Consider the following 18,183-nt stretch of genomic DNA (forward strand, 5'->3'; position numbering starts at 1 on the left):
TAAATGAGCCGGATGTCTCAATGAAAGGATTCAGATTAAATCTCACGGACGAGGTGTATCATGGAAATTTCAACTATTATCGGATTAATCTTGGGAATCATCGCTCTTGTATTTGGTATGATCCTAAAGGGAGCACCAATTATCAACTTGGTAAATAACCCTGCGGCTTACCTTATCATTTTTGGCGGTACCATTGCCACGATATTCATGGCATTTCCCATGTCTGAAGTCAAAAAAATACCGAAGCTGTTCAAAATTGTCTTCACAAAACCTAAACTTATCGACAAAGTTTCTTTGATTAGTATGTTTGTCGAGTGGGCTTCCATAACTAGACGTGAAGGTCTACTTGCTTTGGAGTCGAAAGTAGAAGAAATTGATGATGATTTCCTTCGCGGCGGTATGCGAATGATTATTGATGGTAATGATCAGGAATTTGTACGCGACGTACTTATGGAAGATATTCATGCAACCGAAGATCGGCATAAAGTAGGTGCTCTTATTTTCTCACAAGCAGGCATGTATGCTCCAACTCTCGGTGTGCTCGGAGCAGTAGTTGGTTTAATAGCAGCTCTGGCTGATCTGAGCGATATGGATAAGTTGTCTCATGCCATCGCAGCTGCTTTTATCGCTACCTTGCTCGGTATTTTCTCAGGTTATGTGCTTTGGCATCCCATTGCTAACAAACTGAAGCGTATGTCTAAACTGGAATCAGAGGTCAAACTAATGATGGTGGAGGGTCTCCTTTCCATCCAATCAGGTGTTTCTACCATTGCAATTAATCAAAAATTATCTGTATTTCTGACACCGCGTGAACGCGCTGAACTTGCTAACAAGGAGGGAGGAACAGGTGAAAAAGAGTAATAAACGCCACGAAGAACACGAAGAACATGCAGACGAAAGCTGGCTCTTGCCTTATTCAGATCTCATGACACTCTTATTGGCCTTATTCATCACCTTGTTCTCCATGAGTTCCGTAGATGCTAAGAAGTTCGAAGAGATGTCTCAGGCACTTAGCAGTGCCCTTAACGGAGGTACAGGGGTTCTAGAACATTCCTCCTCTTACGATGCTGGCTCTGGTGCGGATCTTGGTAAAAACAAGAGCCCTTCCAGTAATCCAAATACGGCGACAGATGCTGCACTTGCTAAAAAGGAGCAAGAAGATCTAGAAAGATTAAAAAAGCAGCTCGATGATTATATTGACAAAAACGGTCTTACTAATCAGCTTGATACGAAACTCAATCAATCCCAGCTTATGATTACCATCGCTGATAATGCTCTGTTTGCATCAGGAGCTGCAGATGTGAAACCAGAGGCAAAAGTGCTTGCCAAAAATATCTCCCGAATGCTTGAACAATTTCCCTCTTATGATGTCATTGTTACCGGCCATACAGATAATATGCCTATTAACAATTATAAGTACACAGATAACTGGGATTTGAGCAGTGACCGTGCATTGAACTTCTTGAAAATCATACTTCAAAATTCTAAATTGGATCCTTCCAAATTCACCCCAAGCGGATATGGCGAGTATCATCCGGTTGAGTCGAACGCTACGGCGGAAGGTCGCGCAAAAAACAGAAGAGTTGAAATCTCCATCATTCGTAAATATAACGGAGAAACAAAAACAACAAATGTACAATAAATAAAGATTTGAAATAAAAAGAAGCTGTGAAAATATCACAGCTTCTTTATTTATAGGATTAAAGCAGACGATAGTTGAGCATACGGCCAAGCTCTGTCTTTTCGTCTGGCGTTAAATCGCGCCAAGAACCTTTTTTTAGAGAACCCAGCTGAATATTCATGATACGAATTCTTTGTAGATGCTGCACTTCGTAACCAAAAGCACTACACATCCGCCGAATCTGACGATTCTTTCCTTCCGTCAGTATGATTCGGAAAGTACGTTCTGAGATACGTGTAACCGTACAAGGAAGAGTTTTCTCTCCGAGAATTTTAACCCCAGTAGACATTCCTCTTATGAATGATTCGGTTATCGGCCGATTTACAGTTACAATGTATTCTTTCTCATGTCTGCCTTCGGATCGTAATATCTTGTTTACTATATCTCCGTCATTCGTTAGCAGAATTAGTCCTTCAGAGTCCTTATCTAGTCTGCCAATAGGGAATATTCTTTCCTTATGGCCCACAAAATCGACGATATTTCCTTCGATATGCTGTTCGGTAGTACTTGTAATTCCAACCGGCTTGTTAAGGGCGATATAGACTGTATTCTTCTCTTCCTTCAAAGGCTTGCCGTCAACCAGTACCTCATCGCCCTCTTCTGCTTGGCTTCCTAAGACTGCCACCGCTCCATTAATCGTTACTCTCCCACTGTCTACAAGCTTATCCGCTTCCCGGCGAGAGCAATATCCGGTTTCACTTATAAATTTATTTATCCGCAATCGGATCACACACCTTACTTTCATATATTTTATTGATTCAAAGCTGGCATCAGAATTGTAACTGTGGTTCCTTCGCCTTGAATACTATCAATTTCCATTGTTCCTTTATGCGCTTGAATGATACGCTGACTTACCATTAGACCAAGACCCGTTCCCGATTCTTTACTTGTGAAGAAAGGTTCGCCCAGCTTAGGTAGTAACTCCTCAGGAACCCCCTCGCCCTCATCTTGAATGATAATCTCTGCATTCTGTCCGGCATTCACTCTAATTCGGATTTTTATTTTTCCTCCATCCGCCATCGCTTCCATCGCATTTTTAAGAAGGTTAATAAATACTTGTTTCAGCTGATTCTCTCCACAGTGAACAATGGTAGGAACATCTGCATCCAGTAAGATTTCAATACCAAGCATATGTGCTTGGCTGTCTAGAAGAGAGATCACATCACCCATAATAAAACGGATATCCTTAGGAGTAAAATTAGTAGCCTGCGGCTTAGCTAAAATAAGAAACTCTCCTACAATTAAATTAATTCGATCCAGTTCAGACAACATCAAATCAATATGACGAGGATTCATTTTCTGAGTCTGCTGTTGAAGTTGGATAAAACCTCTCAACGTCGTAAGCGGGTTTCTAATTTCATGAGCAACCCCAGCAGCAAGCTGGCCTACGGTTGTAAGCTTCTCAGAGCGACGCAAGAGCTCTTCCATTCGCTTACGGCCCGTTATATCTCTTGATATACTAATATAGCCCGTAATTTTCCCCTCATCATCTCTGATCGGCGCCGTACTGACACTAACTTCAATTCGGCTGCCGTCTTTCGCATAACGATACGATTCATTCGAAGGAATGGTTAACCCGCTATGTAGTTTCTTACGTTGCTCCTGTTCTTCTTCGATTAATTCTTCAGGGATATTACTAAGGGGCTGACCGATGATTTCTCTACCTAACCAGCCATACATTTGTTCAAAAGCACGATTGACTTGAATAATATTTCCTTTTTCATCCGTAATATGAATAGCATCGGCTGTCTGATTGATAACAGACTCCAAATGTTCTTTTACCGCTCTATTTTCTTCATACATTTGCTTCAGTCTGTTCGTATAGTGTCCGAGATTCCGAATCATTGCATTGATCCCGTTCGATAATTGTCCTAGTTCATCGTTGCGCTTTAATTTCAGATCATAATTAAAATGACCGTCTCCTACTTCATTTACTTTAGATAGAATAGTCTGTATTGGTTTCGTATAAGCAGAAGCAAACAAATAACTCCCGAAAATAACAATTTCCATCAGTACAAGGGATACCGCGATATGACTAGTTAACTGTTCTGTCATTACACTTTCAATCTCATGATAATCGGTCACAATACTAATCACATATTTCTGTCCTACAGAGTTAGTAATCGGAATCATATTTTTTAATACTTTTTTTCCATCCACTACAGAGGTATATGACACATTATTTCCAGTTTCAATTGCTTTATTAATTGCTTTTTTATCCCTGTCAACTTCTCCATATCGATATTCCCCAAAGAAAATAGGTTTATTAATAAATTTAGGGTAGATTTCATCTGTTCCATCTTCCTCCATAGTCGGATGTCCGAACGTAGCAGGATTAATCCCAGCAATGGAAAGAATCGATGGATTCACATCTTGAAACTTTTTAATATTCCCTTCCGGGTTGAAAAAAAGAACATAATCCTCAATCTCATCTGAATTCATGAATGGATTGATGATATAGTTTCTTTGCCCATCATGATAATAACCCCATATGTTTACATTCCCGGGGTCTGATGTAGCATATTCAAATCCATTTGACCAATAATGATCATATTTTATCCCTTGGGGGATCGTCACTTGATACTCTTCAAAAAGCTGCTTAAATGCTTTGTACCAAAATGTCATTTTTCTTGTAGATAACCCAAGTTCATTAGGATCTGAAGATTTCGTTACAATAATATCATCTTCCGTCTGAATCATTAGGGAAATAGCAGATACCCCTATCTCTTCACTTAGTTCTTCTAACTGCTCATTCGTTATCTTATTAATATCCGGGTCCAAACTTTTAGCTGCATACTTTGCAGAGAGCCACAAATTTTTAGCCACCTGCTTCTTAACGACATCTGCATTGTCTTGATTCTGCTCCATGGCCAGTGCAATTTGCTTTGCCGCAGATACAATTCGTTTTTCACTATCCTGCAGCAAATTTTCCTGGGTCGTGTAATAACTGAGCGCGATGTTGAGTCCAAGTAAAATCAATAACGAGAACGACATCACCAAAGACAATTTAATTTTAATGGACAATCTCCAGCTCACCTCTTGGCTCGTATCCTGGCGAAAAGTGACTATATGTACGACTTTCTAGGGATTTATGTATAAGAACATCATACCTTCTTACAAGTTATTTGAAAAGGAACGACTGCATACGTAGTTAGGAAACAAAGGAATAATTGTAAAGCGAAATTGATATATCGACAAGTATTGAATAAAATAAAGAAGTCATACACAAAGTTGTTAACAAATCCACAAGCCTTTGGATAATATGTGTACAAGTCTGTGCAAAACTAGACAGTTATCCACAAACTTATACACAACATGTTAACAACCCGAATATTTGTTCGTTGGATAAATGCTCGTTAGAAGGGATGTACTACGTTTATGGGACAGGACCAACCAAAAATTCATACTGAGGATGATTCCTTATATACAGATGAGTATTGGATGAATGAGGCAATTAAAGAAGCATTGAAGGCAGAAGCACTTGGAGAAGTACCTATCGGTGCGATCATCGTCAAAGATAATCAAATTATCGGAAGAGGGCACAACCTCCGCGAAGTTAATTATGATGCAACTGCTCATGCTGAGATTTTAGCGATCAAAGAAGCAAGTGCTCATTTGCAAGCTTGGCGCCTACTTGGCTGCAAATTATATGTTACACTCGAACCTTGCCCCATGTGCGCAGGTGCTATAGTCCAATCTAGAGTCCCTCACGTCATATTTGGGACAACCGATCCGAAAGCAGGCTGTGCTGGAACGCTTATGAATTTGTTGCAAGAATCTAGATTCAATCATCAAACCGAAGTTACAAGCGGAGTACTGCAGGAAACCTGTGCCTCCTTACTCACTTCCTTCTTTAGACGCCTAAGACATAAACACAGCTCGAAAGAAGGATCATGAAGTGACTGCAAACGAATCGTATCCTAAGGGATATAGATCATTTAAAGCGGGACAACTGCGCTGTTATTCTCCGCAAAAAAAGGTCAAGCGAGGGATCTAGATCCTTCACTTGACCTTTCTTTTTCTTTTTACTTAGTAACTGTACGCTTCGCTTAATAATTCCTGAAATTGTTCTATCGTTACAACATCATCCCCCGCAGGGATGCCAATTTGGAATTCTTGAGTTTTATTAATGTCTTTATAGTGTTGTGTGATGGTCATGTCTAAATTCACCGTCTCACTTGTGTCGGGATCATTAATGATAACATCAACTTTTCCTTCTTGGTAAGCTGGAATTCCCTCTTTATTGATGGCAGTATTCATAGTAAACGTATTAATGGTTAAGTGATTTTTTAACTCTTCAAGATCGGCAGCTATTTGGCTCTCGTCCGTACTGTTTAGTTCTTCTTTCATTTCAGCTATTTGTTCGTCCGTGATTTGAAGCATTTCTTTATATTCCGCTTTACTCATAATATCAATTACTTTAGGCATAACCTTGTTCAATAGAATGGTAATCGCTTCTTTGGCATTTTCATTTGTGACTTGGAACTGAACAAGCTGTTTAGCATCGACATCCTCAGGAACAGAGAACTCTTCTTTTTCAATACTCTTAAAATAGGTGTCCTGATCATATTCGGATAATACCGCGTCTGTCACTTCATTAGAGAACTGCTGAGATTTGGTTAGATCCATAGTTGCTGGACTCCACTCTACTCCCTCTTCTTCAGCCAGTTTCTTCATATCTATCTCAATGTATTTATTTACTAGTGTTTCTGGAATACCAAGCATAGGGATATTCGGCACTTTAATGTACATCTTATCTGCCGTCATCACAACAGGAATGTTGTATGCAAACTCCATATCACCTTTCAGATGAATACCAATAGTGAACTCGCTTTGCATTGGTTCATTCTGGAACACCCCGTCTACACTTAGCTCTGCATCTTTCAGCATGGCTAGGACCATTTCCATTTCAGGAAGTTCATCAGACTGACTCATGGAAAAGTTATTAATCACTACTTTACTTGTAAGTGCAAACGAAGTCATCTCCGTTGCTTTAGCTGCAGCATCTCTCACTGCTTCCTTAGGTTCTTGCTTCGCTCCACAACCTGCTAGTACGACGATTGCCGCCAGCATCATTGTTAACAAGACTCTTGTGTAACTCTTGTTCATGATTGCTCCCCTCTCGTCATTCATCCTTTTCATAAACACCTTTAGAATGATATCTCATTTCTCTGATAAGATAAACACTTTTGGAGATATTTGGTTCATAAGATTTATAAAAATGAGTTGTATACAGAAAAAGGGTCCCCCTCTTTTGAGGAGAACCCTTCGTAATGATGAAGATATAAAAAAATCAGCCTTGTGGATTATTATGATCTACGTGGTTACGGTTCTTGACCTTCTTGGACCCCGAAAGGGGCTCTGGGCCAGAGGAATGATCCTTTTTATGTCTCACACCAGCTGGCTGTGCTTCCGGTACAGGAATCGCTTTTGGCTTACTCATTAGATCCTCTCCTTAAGGGTTTGTTAAATACTGCACTGCTTGTGCACACTCGTGGATATGACGCATATAATCATGCGTAAGCTGCTGAATGGTATCCGTACGTTCATCAACATGCCGTCCGTCTTTCTCTACATCCATCAAATCGACTTTGACTTCACGGTTATCTACATATGCGCATTTGAAATCAAAAGAGTACATCTGGTGCCCTGCGGTATCGATATGAATGCGAAGGGTGTGTTGATCTGCTTCATCAGGTTTTACCTGTGCTTGGTCACCTTTATTCAGCACATTCGGCAAACTCTCATTCCAAGCATGAACAAGCTGGGTTTGATCGATATTAAAAATTTCACTCATTAGTAACACCTCCACACCTTTTAACGTGTGATTTTCACCGCTTTTTTATGCACTGTTCAATACTGTTCATTCTTGTCTTCTCACACCTATCTTTTTGGATAACCAAAAAAAGCCATTCTCCTTAAATAAGGAAAATGGCTTGTCATTTATGTGTTATGGCGGAGAGGATGGGATTCGAACCCATGTGGGCTTGCACCCTAACGGTTTTCAAGACCGCCCCGTTATGACCGCTTCGGTACCTCTCCAGGATAAAATAATTTTATTAACGTTTTAGCAACTTAACGCTCAACAAAAATTATTTTATCATAGATTGTCCATATATGCAACTTTTATTCGAAAATTATTTTGGTGAAATAACTTCCACGCCGCCCATGTAAGGAACGAGCACTTTCGGAATCTTCACACTGCCATCTTCTTGTTGGTAATTCTCAAGAATAGCAGCAAAAGTTCTTCCTACAGCAAGTCCTGAACCATTGAGTGTATGCAAATATTCAGGTTTGGCTTTCGCTTCACGGCGGAAACGAATATTGGCACGTCTTGCTTGGAAATCTTCACAGTTTGAGCATGAAGATATTTCACGGTACATTCCGCTCTCAGGCAGCCACACTTCCAGGTCATACGTCTTGGCTGATGTAAAGCCCATGTCTGCAGTACAGAGTGCCATAACTCGATATGGAAGCTCTAGAAGCTCTAGAACGCGTTCTGCATTTTTAGTCATCGATTCAAGTTCGTCATAAGAGTGTTCCGGCAACGCAAATTTCAGCATCTCCACTTTATTAAATTGATGCTGACGAATCAGACCACGGGTATCACGGCCTGCTGACCCTGCTTCAGAACGGAAACAAGAGCTATATGCTACAAATTTCTGTGGTAACTGCTCAGCATCAATAATTTCTTCGCGGTGATAGTTCGTCACAGGAACCTCTGCTGTAGGAATCAGGTAATACTCTGTGTCTTTAATTTTGAAGAGATCTTCTTCAAACTTGGGAAGCTGACCTGTTCCGTAAAGGCTGTCTTTGTTAACAATCATCGGAGGGAGAATTTCTTCATACCCATGATGATCACTATGCAAATCCATCATAAAGCTGATTAACGCCCGTTCAAGACGTGCTCCAAGCCCTTTATAGAATGTAAATCTCGATCCTGTAACCTTAGCTGCTGCTTCAAAATCAAGAATACCCAGATCCTGCGCTATATCCCAGTGTGCTTTCGGTTTAAACGTAAATTCACGTGGTTCAGCCCAGCGGCGGATCTCTACATTATCATCCTCAGATGCCCCTACGGGTACACTCTCATGAGGAATATTAGGAATAGCCATCGTCAGTTCATTAATTTGCGCTTCAAGTTCACGGATTTCCTCATCCATTTGCTTGATATTATCTGACACTTGGCGCATTTCAGCGATTAGTTCATCCGCATCTTCTTTATTTTTCTTGCGTTTGGCAACTTCACCAGATACCGTATTTCTCCGATTCTTTAATGTTTCTACTTCTTGAAGAAGTTCACGGCGGCGTACATCAAGCTTTGGAAAATCAGCAATTAAATCAACGGATTTACCACGACGCTTGAGGGCCTCCTCTACTCTGCCAAAATCATTACGCAATATTTTAATATCTAACACGCAAATTTCCCTCCTAAAAAAAATAATCTTGACCTGCGACCAGAGAAAAGACTCCACCCTTATACAAGCTTTACAGGCCAGCATAAGGGAAAGTCTTCAAATATCACGAGAGTCAAGATCGTTATATTGTTATCTTATCTCAAGGATTTCAAGCTGCTTTCCACCATATTCACAAAATATTGATGCAACCGGTAGTCATCCGTAAGCTCTGGATGAAAAGAAGAAACTAAAAGATGACCTTCACGAGCGGTTACAATCTCATCATGATAGGTGGAAAGAACTTCGACACCCTCACCAACAGACTCGATAAGCGGAGCACGGATGAACACTGCACGCACAGGCTCATCAATGCCTACTACTTCTAAATCTGTTTCAAAGCTCTCACGCTGGCGTCCAAATGCGTTACGAGAAACGGTTATGTTCATTAAGCTAAGATGAGCATCAACTTGTCCAGATATTTGCTTTGCCATAACGATAAGACCGGCACAAGTACCAAAGATCGGCTTCCCCTCTTCAGAGAACTGCCTAATTGCCTCGATAAAACCATACTTACGCATCAGCTTGCCAATTGTAGTGCTCTCCCCGCCTGGAATGATTAAACCATCCAGCTCATGAAGTTGCTCTACTCTCTTCACCGCTATGCCTTCTGCTCCGGCAAGCTCCGTAGTGCGAATATGTTCAGCAACAGCACCTTGTAGTGCTAATACTCCGATTTTCACTCTAGACATCCTTCTCTCTTACCAACCACGATTCGACATGCGCTCTGCAGGGGACAATGAAGAGATTTCTATCCCTTTCATCGGTGCACCCAAGTTCTTAGAGACTTCCGCAATCAGCTTATAATCTGTGTAATGAGTCGTAGCTTCTACGATAGCACGAGCAAATTTCTCAGGGTTGTCTGATTTAAAGATACCGGAACCTACAAATACACCATCTGCACCAAGATGCATCATCAAAGCAGCATCAGCTGGAGTAGCAACACCACCTGCTGCAAAGTTTACAACAGGAAGTTTCCCGTTCTCATGTACATCAAGCAAAAGATCATAAGCCACACCCAAATTTTTAGCTTCAGCATACAGCTCGTCCTTGGACAGATTCTGAACTTTACGAATTTGGCTGTTAATGAAACGCATGTGACGAACCGCTTCAACAATGTTACCTGTTCCTGGTTCACCTTTAGTACGAATCATCGAAGCACCTTCACCGATCCGGCGAAGTGCTTCACCTAAATCTTTAGCTCCGCACACAAACGGTACAGTAAATTCATGTTTATCAATATGGAAAACTTCATCTGCTGGAGTTAATACTTCACTTTCATCAAGGTAGTCAACACCTAAAGATTCGAGCACCTTCGCTTCAACAAAATGACCAATACGAGCCTTCGCCATAACTGGGATTGATACGACTTTCATCACTTCTTCTACAATCGTTGGATCAGCCATACGAGCTACGCCGCCAGCTGCACGAATATCAGATGGTACACGTTCAAGAGCCATAACTGCTGTGGCACCTGCTGCTTCAGCAATTTTAGCCTGTTCTGCATTCATAACGTCCATGATGACGCCGCCTTTTTGCATTTCTGCCATTCCTCTTTTAACGCGTGATGTGCCCGTTTCCATGTTTAAGCCCCCCGTATTATATCTGCAGTTTTTCCAATTCAACGCCCTTTTAAAAGGTAATATCCTATAGAAAAAGACTTGTACCCATCAAAAGTTTCCAATTTGAATTCTAACTTGATATTTTACCGTATGAATCCTGATTATACAACTATTTTACTAAATACAGGTTATTAGAAAGTTGTCCCACAGAACTAAAATAAATACTGCTTTTAATTAGAACAGGTTTTTAATACTATCAAACATGTCACCAAAGAAATCACCGATTCCTCGGAACATAAGTCGGAACCATCCAGCCTTTTCAACTTTCTCAGAAGTAACAAGGTTCACTGTTTGTTCCTGCACTTCATCCATACCTTCTACCTTGTAGGTGTATGTGATCGTGCCTGCTTTAGTACCTGCTTCTATTGGTGCTTCAAGCGCTTCACCTTCAAAATTAGTTGTGAATTCAGGTTCAAAAGATTCTGTGCCTTTTGGAACGATAAAGTTAACCGCTTCTTCGGTTACAACGGGTACCGTTGATTCTTTACCTTTAGATACAGGTGCTGTTTCTGCACCGGTTACCGTTGTCTTACCTGCAACCACTTGCTTCACTTCAAAATTATTATAACCGTAGTCGAGCACCTTTTTCGTTTCGTTGAATCGGCCTGGCTCTGTTGCAGCACCCATTACTACACTGATTAGACGCATTCCGTCACGTTCTGCAGTTCCAGCAAAACAGTAACCGGCATCGGATGTATGCCCCGTCTTCATGCCATCAAGACCCTCATACGCATACTTTTTAAAGTTTGTAATGTTTTTGTTTGCTTCAAGCATCCAGTTCCAGTTAATAATCTTATCTTTTCCGCGGAAATCATAGGATTGAAGAGATGTAAATTCAGCAAAGTCAGGATGATCCTGAACAATGTATCTAGTCAAAATAGCGACATCTTTCGCTGTCATTACTGTCTCACGTTCATCTTCCGGACGGAATTCTTCCGGCATATCATTACGGTTGAGACCGGTTGAGTTAATAAAATGTGTGTCATTCATTCCCATACGCTTGGCTTCTGCGTTCATCAGTTTTACGAACTCTTCCTCAGAACCCGCCACATGTTCTGCAAGAGCAACTGTTGCATCATTCGCAGAGCCAATAGCCATAGCAATATACAGTTCTTTAACCGAATGTTGGTCTCCTTCAGCCAGGAAAATACGGGAACCCACACTTAAGGAAGCATTTTTCTCAACCGTTACCTGTTCATCCCATGATAGTTCGCCTTGTTTTACTTTTTCAGAGACGATATATTCTGTCATCATTTTCGTCATACTAGCTGGAGCGTAAGCTTGATCTGCGTTGACCGATAATAGAATTTGACCCGTTGATGCTTCCATTAGTACTGCCGACTTTACCCCAAGTCCTAGAGTATCAGGCGAAGGCACTTTAGAAACAGATGCTTTTGTCGTAGCATTTGTAGTAGCAGCCGTTGCTACCTGAGTTACTTGTTCAGCAGACACTGCAGCAGGAATCACCGACATACAAAGCATATTCATAACCATTAATGTAGCAACGCGTTTTTTAAACTTTGATCTCTCGATTTGTTCAGAGCGAATCAATGAATGACTGTACTTCTTTTTCAATGGAATAAATCCTCCTCTAATCTTTCATAATGCCTCTATAGGCAATAATAGCATTCTGTTAATTTGTAAATGTTGAGCATAATCGAAAATGGCTAACAAGGACCAAAAGAAGAACCCATTGAATCAGAGAATAACTGATTTATATGTAATGTCCCTACTACATCCAATAGAGATCATTTTGTTCATGTTTTTCATAAGGTTCATATGTTTGCTTGTATACTTATACAAGTCCTGTTTCATTTTAACACACGATATTCCGCAAAAAAAGACAGGCAAAGTGAATTTCACCTTGCCTGCCTGCTATATGACCAAAAATGATTGTCCTACAATGTATAGTTTGGTGCTTCTTTTGTAATTTGAACATCATGTGGATGGCTTTCGCGAAGCCCTGCACTCGTAATTCGAATGAACTGAGTATCGTTACGAAGTTCATCGATCGTTGCTGTACCGCAATATCCCATACCAGAGCGAAGTCCGCCGATCAGCTGATGAATAGTCGCACTAAGTGGACCTTTATAAGCAACGCGTCCTTCAATACCTTCAGGAACAAGTTTCTTATCATCATCTTGGAAGTAACGGTCTTTACTGCCCATTTTCATTGCGCTGATGGATCCCATACCGCGATACCCTTTAAAGCGGCGACCTTGGTAAATTTCAAATTCGCCTGGACTTTCCTCTGTACCAGCGAGCAGACTTCCCAGCATAACTGCATGAGCTCCTGCTGCGAGTGCTTTTGTAATTTCACCGGAATACTTGATACCGCCATCAGCAATGACAGGGATATTGTATTCACGAGCTACATTTGCACAATCATAAACTGCGGTTACTTGAGGTACACCAATACCAGCAACAACACGAGTTGTACAGATGGATCCCGGACCAATACCTACTTTAATAACAGATGCCCCTGCTTCAATCAGATCACGCGTTGCTTCACCCGTAGCGACATTACCCGCAATGATTGTAAGACTTGGATATAGTTCGCGAAGTTTACGAACCGAGTCAAGAATGTTTTTACTGTGACCGTGTGCGGAATCGATCGAGATCAGATCCACACCTGCTTTTACCAATGCTTCTGTACGCTCGTACAAGTCACTGGATACACCAACAGCGGCACCAACAACCAATCTTCCTTGACTGTCTTTTGCAGCATTCGGGAATTGGATTGCTTTTTCAATATCTTTAATGGTGATAAGACCTTTTAAAGTATTCGACTCATCAACAAGCGGAAGCTTCTCAATTTTATGTTTTTGCAAAATCTCTTGAGCTTGTACAAGCGTAGTACCTACAGGTGCTGTCACCAGATTCTCACTTGTCATTACTTCGGAGATCTTAATGTCATAGTTTTTAATAAAACGTAAATCACGGTTGGTTAGAATTCCGACCAATTTCTGTGCTTCATCAACGATAGGCACACCGGAGATGCGATATTTCGCCATTACTTTTTCTGCATCAGATACTAAATGATCTTTAGTCAATGAGAAAGGATTCGTAATTACGCCGCTCTCTGAACGTTTTACACGATCTACTTCTTCGGCTTGCTGTTCAACCGGCATATTTTTATGAATGATACCGATACCGCCTTCTCTCGCAATTGCAATCGCCAAAGGTGCTTCTGTAACAGTATCCATCGCAGCACTGATCAGTGGAATATTAAGCTTCACGTTATCACTTAAACGAACCGAAACATCAACTTCCTTGGGAAGTACCTCAGACTTACGCGGTACTAACAAAACATCATCAAATGTTAAACCTTCTTTACTAAACTTATCTCCCCACACTACGATGTTCCTCCTTTTATTATATATAGACTGAAGATCTCTAAATGAAAGCATTTATGGATCTAATGAACATTTTCTGAAAATATATTATTGCAATCTTAGCAAAGGCCCATTTGCACTGTCAAGGAAAAGTAACTTGCTGTGAAAGAGTGTATCGCTGTAGAAAAACAACTGTTTGTCCCTGACGGACACTTCTGGTTAACTGCTTGCTTTCTTAGCTATAGAATCTCACGAAATGAAGCCTATACTGGTAAATATAAATTCTCGAATTTCATTAGTTTTGTCCTATTGTCTCCTCTTCTTACTTTTGAAAGCTCTTATATGGATTAATTTCTTAGGTAAGATGCGAATCTTTCCTATTTGTACTTTTCATCATTCGGCAGTAGACTACTATATAATAATCTTTTTCCTAGCTAAATTATGAACGGAATGAGGTCGAATACGATGTCGTCTAGTATGATCGATAAGCTACAAATTGAATATCAACGTTTTTCAGCAAAAGAAAAAGAAATTGCCGATTATGTCATGCGTAATCAGGCATCTATTATGAATATAAATATCCGTGATTTGGCTGCAAATACATACACCTCTACCTCGACCATCACACGATTCTGTCGAAAAGTAGGTTGTGCAACTTTTGTTGATTTCAAAATTCTTCTCAATCGTGAGGTTCAGCAACCTCATCCGGAAACTCGTTTTTTTCCTAAAACCCAACAAGCCTATAATGACATTATTAATGCTACGGCTGAAATGCTGGATACGGAACAGATTGAACAAGTTGTGACTTTAATAAAGAAATCACGCCGAATCTATGTTTATGGTCTAGGAAGCTCCGGATTATCTGCTCTGGAGTTTAAATACCGTCTAACTCGGATGAATATCATCATTGATGCTGTAACCGATTCACATATGATGATTATGAGTGCTTCTCTGTTAGGACAGGATGATCTAGTGATCGGGATATCCAATTCTGGAAGAACGATTGAAGTCAGTGATGCACTGGATGCTGCTAAGAAACGCGGAGCCAAAGTGGTTGGCATTACTAATTTTGATCATACTCCTCTTTCGGAGATATCTGATATATGCCTTTTCACCCCTGATATCGATCGTACAGGAGATGTCCACTTTATTAATAGCCAGCTCGCCATCATCTATATCCTGGATGTGATTTCCCTACTCTTACTTGAGGATGAATCTTTATTTGAAGCTCGTCAGAATACACTTAAAGCTTTGTATCATGGGGAATAAAAATCAGGCCAAAGCTTTTTTAGCTTTGGCCTGATCATTTATATCGTAATTCGTTACTTCGTAGCAGGTGCTACTTTGCTTATTCCAGAGATCGCAGCAGCGAATCGCTCAGTAATTTGCTGAGGTCGAGTAATTGCGCCTCCTACAACGACACAGTATACTCCTACTTCTAGACAACGGGCTGCCATCTCTGGTGTCATCACATTTCCTTCTGCAACAACTGGTGTATGAACACTAGCGATAATTTCTTTTAGTACTGCAAAATCCTCATCATATAATTTCATGTGGGATGTTTCTTCTGTGTAACCTACTAGCGTAGTAGAGATAAGATCAAAGCCTAGTTTTTCAGCATTTATAGCTTCTTCTGTTGAAGAAATGTCCGCCATAAGTAACACATCTGGATATTTACTGCGGATTTCTTTTACAAATGCCTCTAATGTTTTTCCATCTGGGCGGGCTCTTACAGTTGCATCAACTGCAATGATTTCAGCGCCTACAGCTGCAAGCTCATCTACTTCCTGAATCGTTGGTGTAATAAATACTGGATTCGTTCCATAATTTCTTTTTACAATTCCGATGACCGGCAAATCTACCTGCTGTTTAATCTCTTTGACGTCAGCAGCTGTATTCGCGCGTATTCCAATTGCACCACCTTGTTTTGCCGCGATGGCCAATCTTCCCATGATAAAAGAGCTATGTAAAGGCTCATGCTCGAGTGCTTGACATGATACAATAAGTCCACCTTGAATTCCTAACGTATTTAGTTCCATTTTTTCATCACTCCGTTTCCATATATTCTTCAATTTCATTCTTAATAATCGTAACCTGAGGTCCGTATATGACTTGAACACCATTTCCTACTTTAACTACCGCAGTAGCTCCGGTCTCTTTTAGCATTTTCTCATCTACTTTATCCATATCCAGAACGGACACGCGAAGTCTTGTTGCACAGCAATCTACTTCTTTAATATTATCCTTACCGCCAAGTCCATTAAGAATAGCGATAGAACGTTCATGTCCGGTTTTTGCATTTACCTTTTTTGGCTTAGCGTCTGTAGAAGGTTCTACTTTATCAGTGTCTGTCTCGTCTTCCCGGCCCATTGTCTTCAGTTTCAACTTAACTATTAAAACACGGAACGTGAAGTAGTAAAGGAAGAACCAGACCACCCCAATAATCGGAACAAGTATCCAGTTTGTCTTAGCATTACCTTGCAGTACTCCAAAAAGAATGAAGTCAATTAAGCCGCCAGAGAACGTTTGTCCGATTGTAATCTCAAAGATATGTGAAAGCATAAAAGCAAATCCATCAAATATAGCGTGAACCACATAAAGTACGGGTGCTACAAAAAGGAACGAGAACTCTAAAGGTTCTGTAATTCCTGTAAGAAATGATGTCAAAGCAGCCGATAACATCAATCCGCCAACTACTTTTTTTCGTTCCGGGCGTGCCGTATGATAAATAGCTAATGCAGCACCAAGTAATCCAAACATCATCGTAATAAAACGTCCGGACATAAATCTTGATGTACCAGAGAAAAATTTCTCTGTTGCTGGGTCACCCAGCTGAGCAAAAAATATATTTTGTGTACCTTCGTAGACTGTACCTGCAACATCTACCGTGCCGCCAAGTCCTGTCTGCCAGAAAGGAAGATAGAATATATGATGCAGACCCAGTGGTCCAAGCATTCTTAACAAAAATCCGTAAAATAAGGTACCAACATATCCTGTTTTATCTACCAGACTGCCAAGTTGAGAAATCCCCAGCTGAACAGTTGGCCATATCAGGAATAATATAATGCCGATGAAAATGGCAGCAAAAGAAGAAACAATAGGAATGAACCGAGAGCCCCCAAAGAAACCAAGAAAAGCAGGAAGTTCAATCTTGTTGTACTTATTGTGCAACATGGAAGTAACCAGTCCAACTATGATCCCTCCTAATACACCCGTCTGAAGCGTTTGTATTCCTAAGACCATTCCTTGCCCGACTGAGGCTAATTGATCTTCTGCTAACTGACCTGTATTAATCAGCATAGCATTAATCGAAGCATTCATTACCAAGTATGCCAGTCCCGCTGCAAGTCCGGCAGTCCCTTTGTCAGCACGGGCCAGACCGACGGCTACCCCGATTGCAAATATAAGAGCGAGGTTATCGAATACAATGCTTCCTGCACTGCTCATAACGGTAAAAATCTGCTGGAGCCATTCCACTTGCAAGAATGGGTAAGTTGCTACTGTATTTGCATTAGATAAAGCACCGCCAATACCTAATAACAAACCAGCTGCAGGTAGAACTGCGATAGGGAGCATAAAAGACTTACCAAACTTTTGAGCTTTCTCGAAGTATTGTTTCACCTGGATGACCACTCCTCAATAATCGTTTTCATGTTCATGATAGTTATGAAAACGGTTTTCGTCAATGATTATTTTAATCGCTTACATAAACGAGTCATTCCGCATTGGTTATTATAAACTTTATCTTCATCTATTTTCTTCATGGAAACACAAAAAAACCGTCGCTGACGTATTGTCAACAACGGTTTTCTATTTGCTTGGCAACGTCCTACTCTCCCAGGACCCTGCGGTCCAAGTACCATCGGCGCTGGAGGACTTAACGGTCGTGTTCGGGATGGGTACGTGTGGAACCCCTCCGCTATCGCCACCAAACGAGCATTTTTGCAAATGCGGTATTCAAGGTTTTGCTCCCTGAAAACTAGATACGAAACAATCTTTGCAATTTATAGCATATGCTTTCGAAGTAGCTTTCCTTCAGAAAGCTTTTAGGATAAGCCCTCGACCGATTAGTACTGGTCAGCTCCATGCAT

16 protein-coding genes, 1 tRNA gene and 1 rRNA gene are annotated in these 18,183 nt (G+C 40.8%); 4 read left to right on the top strand and 14 right to left on the bottom strand.

Annotation, left to right across the window (positions count from 1 at the left end; genetic code table 11):
- The first annotated feature begins 60 nt into the window (after positions 1-60).
- Together motA and PV403_RS22815 are read left to right on the top strand one after the other, a co-directional pair.
- Positions 61-861: a flagellar motor stator protein MotA gene (gene motA, locus PV403_RS22810; RefSeq protein WP_332086079.1), complete on the top strand. Its 801-nt coding sequence runs from the start codon at positions 61-63 to the stop codon at positions 859-861.
- Complete coding sequence (locus tag PV403_RS22815; RefSeq protein WP_332086080.1) at positions 848-1,642, top strand: flagellar motor protein MotB; 795 nt, start codon at positions 848-850, stop codon at positions 1,640-1,642. The genes motA and PV403_RS22815 overlap by 14 nt, the downstream gene beginning before the upstream one ends.
- Before the next feature lie 58 nt (positions 1,643-1,700).
- On the opposite strand, the gene rluF is transcribed toward PV403_RS22815, so the two are convergent.
- Together rluF and PV403_RS22825 are read right to left on the bottom strand one after the other, a co-directional pair.
- The gene (gene rluF, locus PV403_RS22820; protein WP_332086081.1) at positions 1,701-2,402 is read right to left on the bottom strand and encodes a 23S rRNA pseudouridine(2604) synthase RluF; all 702 of its coding nucleotides are present in this window, start codon (positions 2,400-2,402) and stop codon (positions 1,701-1,703) included.
- A gap of 29 nt (positions 2,403-2,431) precedes the next feature.
- Positions 2,432-4,705, bottom strand: coding sequence for an ATP-binding protein (locus PV403_RS22825; protein WP_332086082.1), 2,274 nt, complete (start codon positions 4,703-4,705; stop codon positions 2,432-2,434).
- 354 nt (positions 4,706-5,059) lie between these two features.
- Between PV403_RS22825 and tadA the strand changes: the two genes are divergently transcribed.
- Complete coding sequence (gene tadA / locus PV403_RS22830; RefSeq protein ID WP_213535761.1) at positions 5,060-5,578, top strand: tRNA adenosine(34) deaminase TadA; 519 nt, start codon at positions 5,060-5,062, stop codon at positions 5,576-5,578.
- A gap of 132 nt (positions 5,579-5,710) precedes the next feature.
- On the opposite strand, the gene PV403_RS22835 is transcribed toward tadA, so the two are convergent.
- The 9 genes from PV403_RS22835 to guaB all read right to left on the bottom strand — a co-directional run bounded on the left by PV403_RS22835 (position 5,711) and on the right by guaB (position 14,113).
- A complete protein-coding gene (locus tag PV403_RS22835; RefSeq protein ID WP_213535759.1) occupies positions 5,711-6,790 on the bottom strand; it encodes a hypothetical protein in 1,080 nt (359 codons plus the stop codon).
- A 184-nt stretch (positions 6,791-6,974) separates the two neighbouring features.
- On the bottom strand, positions 6,975-7,124 hold the full coding sequence (locus tag PV403_RS22840; protein ID WP_213535757.1) for a small acid-soluble spore protein P: 150 nt from the start codon (positions 7,122-7,124) through the stop codon (positions 6,975-6,977).
- Between the two features lie 12 nt (positions 7,125-7,136).
- A complete protein-coding gene (locus PV403_RS22845; RefSeq protein WP_213535755.1) occupies positions 7,137-7,478 on the bottom strand; it encodes a hypothetical protein in 342 nt (113 codons plus the stop codon).
- 156 nt (positions 7,479-7,634) lie between these two features.
- Positions 7,635-7,723 (bottom strand) — tRNA-Ser (locus PV403_RS22850).
- Between the two features lie 95 nt (positions 7,724-7,818).
- Entirely contained in the window at positions 7,819-9,099 is a 1,281-nt protein-coding gene (gene serS, locus PV403_RS22855) for a serine--tRNA ligase (protein ID WP_213535753.1), read from the bottom strand.
- A gap of 134 nt (positions 9,100-9,233) precedes the next feature.
- Complete coding sequence (gene pdxT / locus PV403_RS22860; RefSeq protein WP_283771327.1) at positions 9,234-9,818, bottom strand: pyridoxal 5'-phosphate synthase glutaminase subunit PdxT; 585 nt, start codon at positions 9,816-9,818, stop codon at positions 9,234-9,236.
- An 18-nt stretch (positions 9,819-9,836) separates the two neighbouring features.
- Complete coding sequence (gene pdxS, locus PV403_RS22865) at positions 9,837-10,718, bottom strand: pyridoxal 5'-phosphate synthase lyase subunit PdxS (RefSeq protein ID WP_160037021.1); 882 nt, start codon at positions 10,716-10,718, stop codon at positions 9,837-9,839.
- 213 nt (positions 10,719-10,931) lie between these two features.
- The gene (locus PV403_RS22870) at positions 10,932-12,251 is read right to left on the bottom strand and encodes a D-alanyl-D-alanine carboxypeptidase family protein (RefSeq protein ID WP_213535831.1); all 1,320 of its coding nucleotides are present in this window, start codon (positions 12,249-12,251) and stop codon (positions 10,932-10,934) included.
- Positions 12,252-12,655: 404 nt separating this feature from the next.
- Positions 12,656-14,113, bottom strand: coding sequence for an IMP dehydrogenase (guaB, locus tag PV403_RS22875; protein ID WP_213535750.1), 1,458 nt, complete (start codon positions 14,111-14,113; stop codon positions 12,656-12,658).
- Positions 14,114-14,557: 444 nt separating this feature from the next.
- Between guaB and PV403_RS22880 the strand changes: the two genes are divergently transcribed.
- Entirely contained in the window at positions 14,558-15,361 is an 804-nt protein-coding gene (locus PV403_RS22880) for a MurR/RpiR family transcriptional regulator (protein ID WP_332086083.1), read from the top strand.
- A 53-nt stretch (positions 15,362-15,414) separates the two neighbouring features.
- Here PV403_RS22880 and PV403_RS22885 read toward each other — a convergent pair whose 3' ends face one another.
- The 3 genes from PV403_RS22885 to rrf form a co-directional block, all read right to left on the bottom strand.
- Positions 15,415-16,131 (bottom strand): N-acetylmannosamine-6-phosphate 2-epimerase, encoded by a 717-nt coding sequence (locus PV403_RS22885; RefSeq protein WP_191805147.1) that lies wholly within the window; start codon positions 16,129-16,131, stop codon positions 15,415-15,417.
- 7 nt (positions 16,132-16,138) lie between these two features.
- On the bottom strand, positions 16,139-17,713 hold the full coding sequence (ptsG, locus tag PV403_RS22890; RefSeq protein ID WP_332086084.1) for a glucose-specific PTS transporter subunit IIBC: 1,575 nt from the start codon (positions 17,711-17,713) through the stop codon (positions 16,139-16,141).
- Positions 17,714-17,908: 195 nt separating this feature from the next.
- A 5S ribosomal RNA gene (rrf, locus tag PV403_RS22895) occupies positions 17,909-18,025 on the bottom strand.
- Between the last annotated feature and the right edge of the window lie 158 nt (positions 18,026-18,183).

This window comes from Paenibacillus sp. GYB006 (assembly GCF_036577645.1).
Taxonomy (GTDB): Bacteria; Bacillota; Bacilli; order Paenibacillales; family Paenibacillaceae; genus Paenibacillus.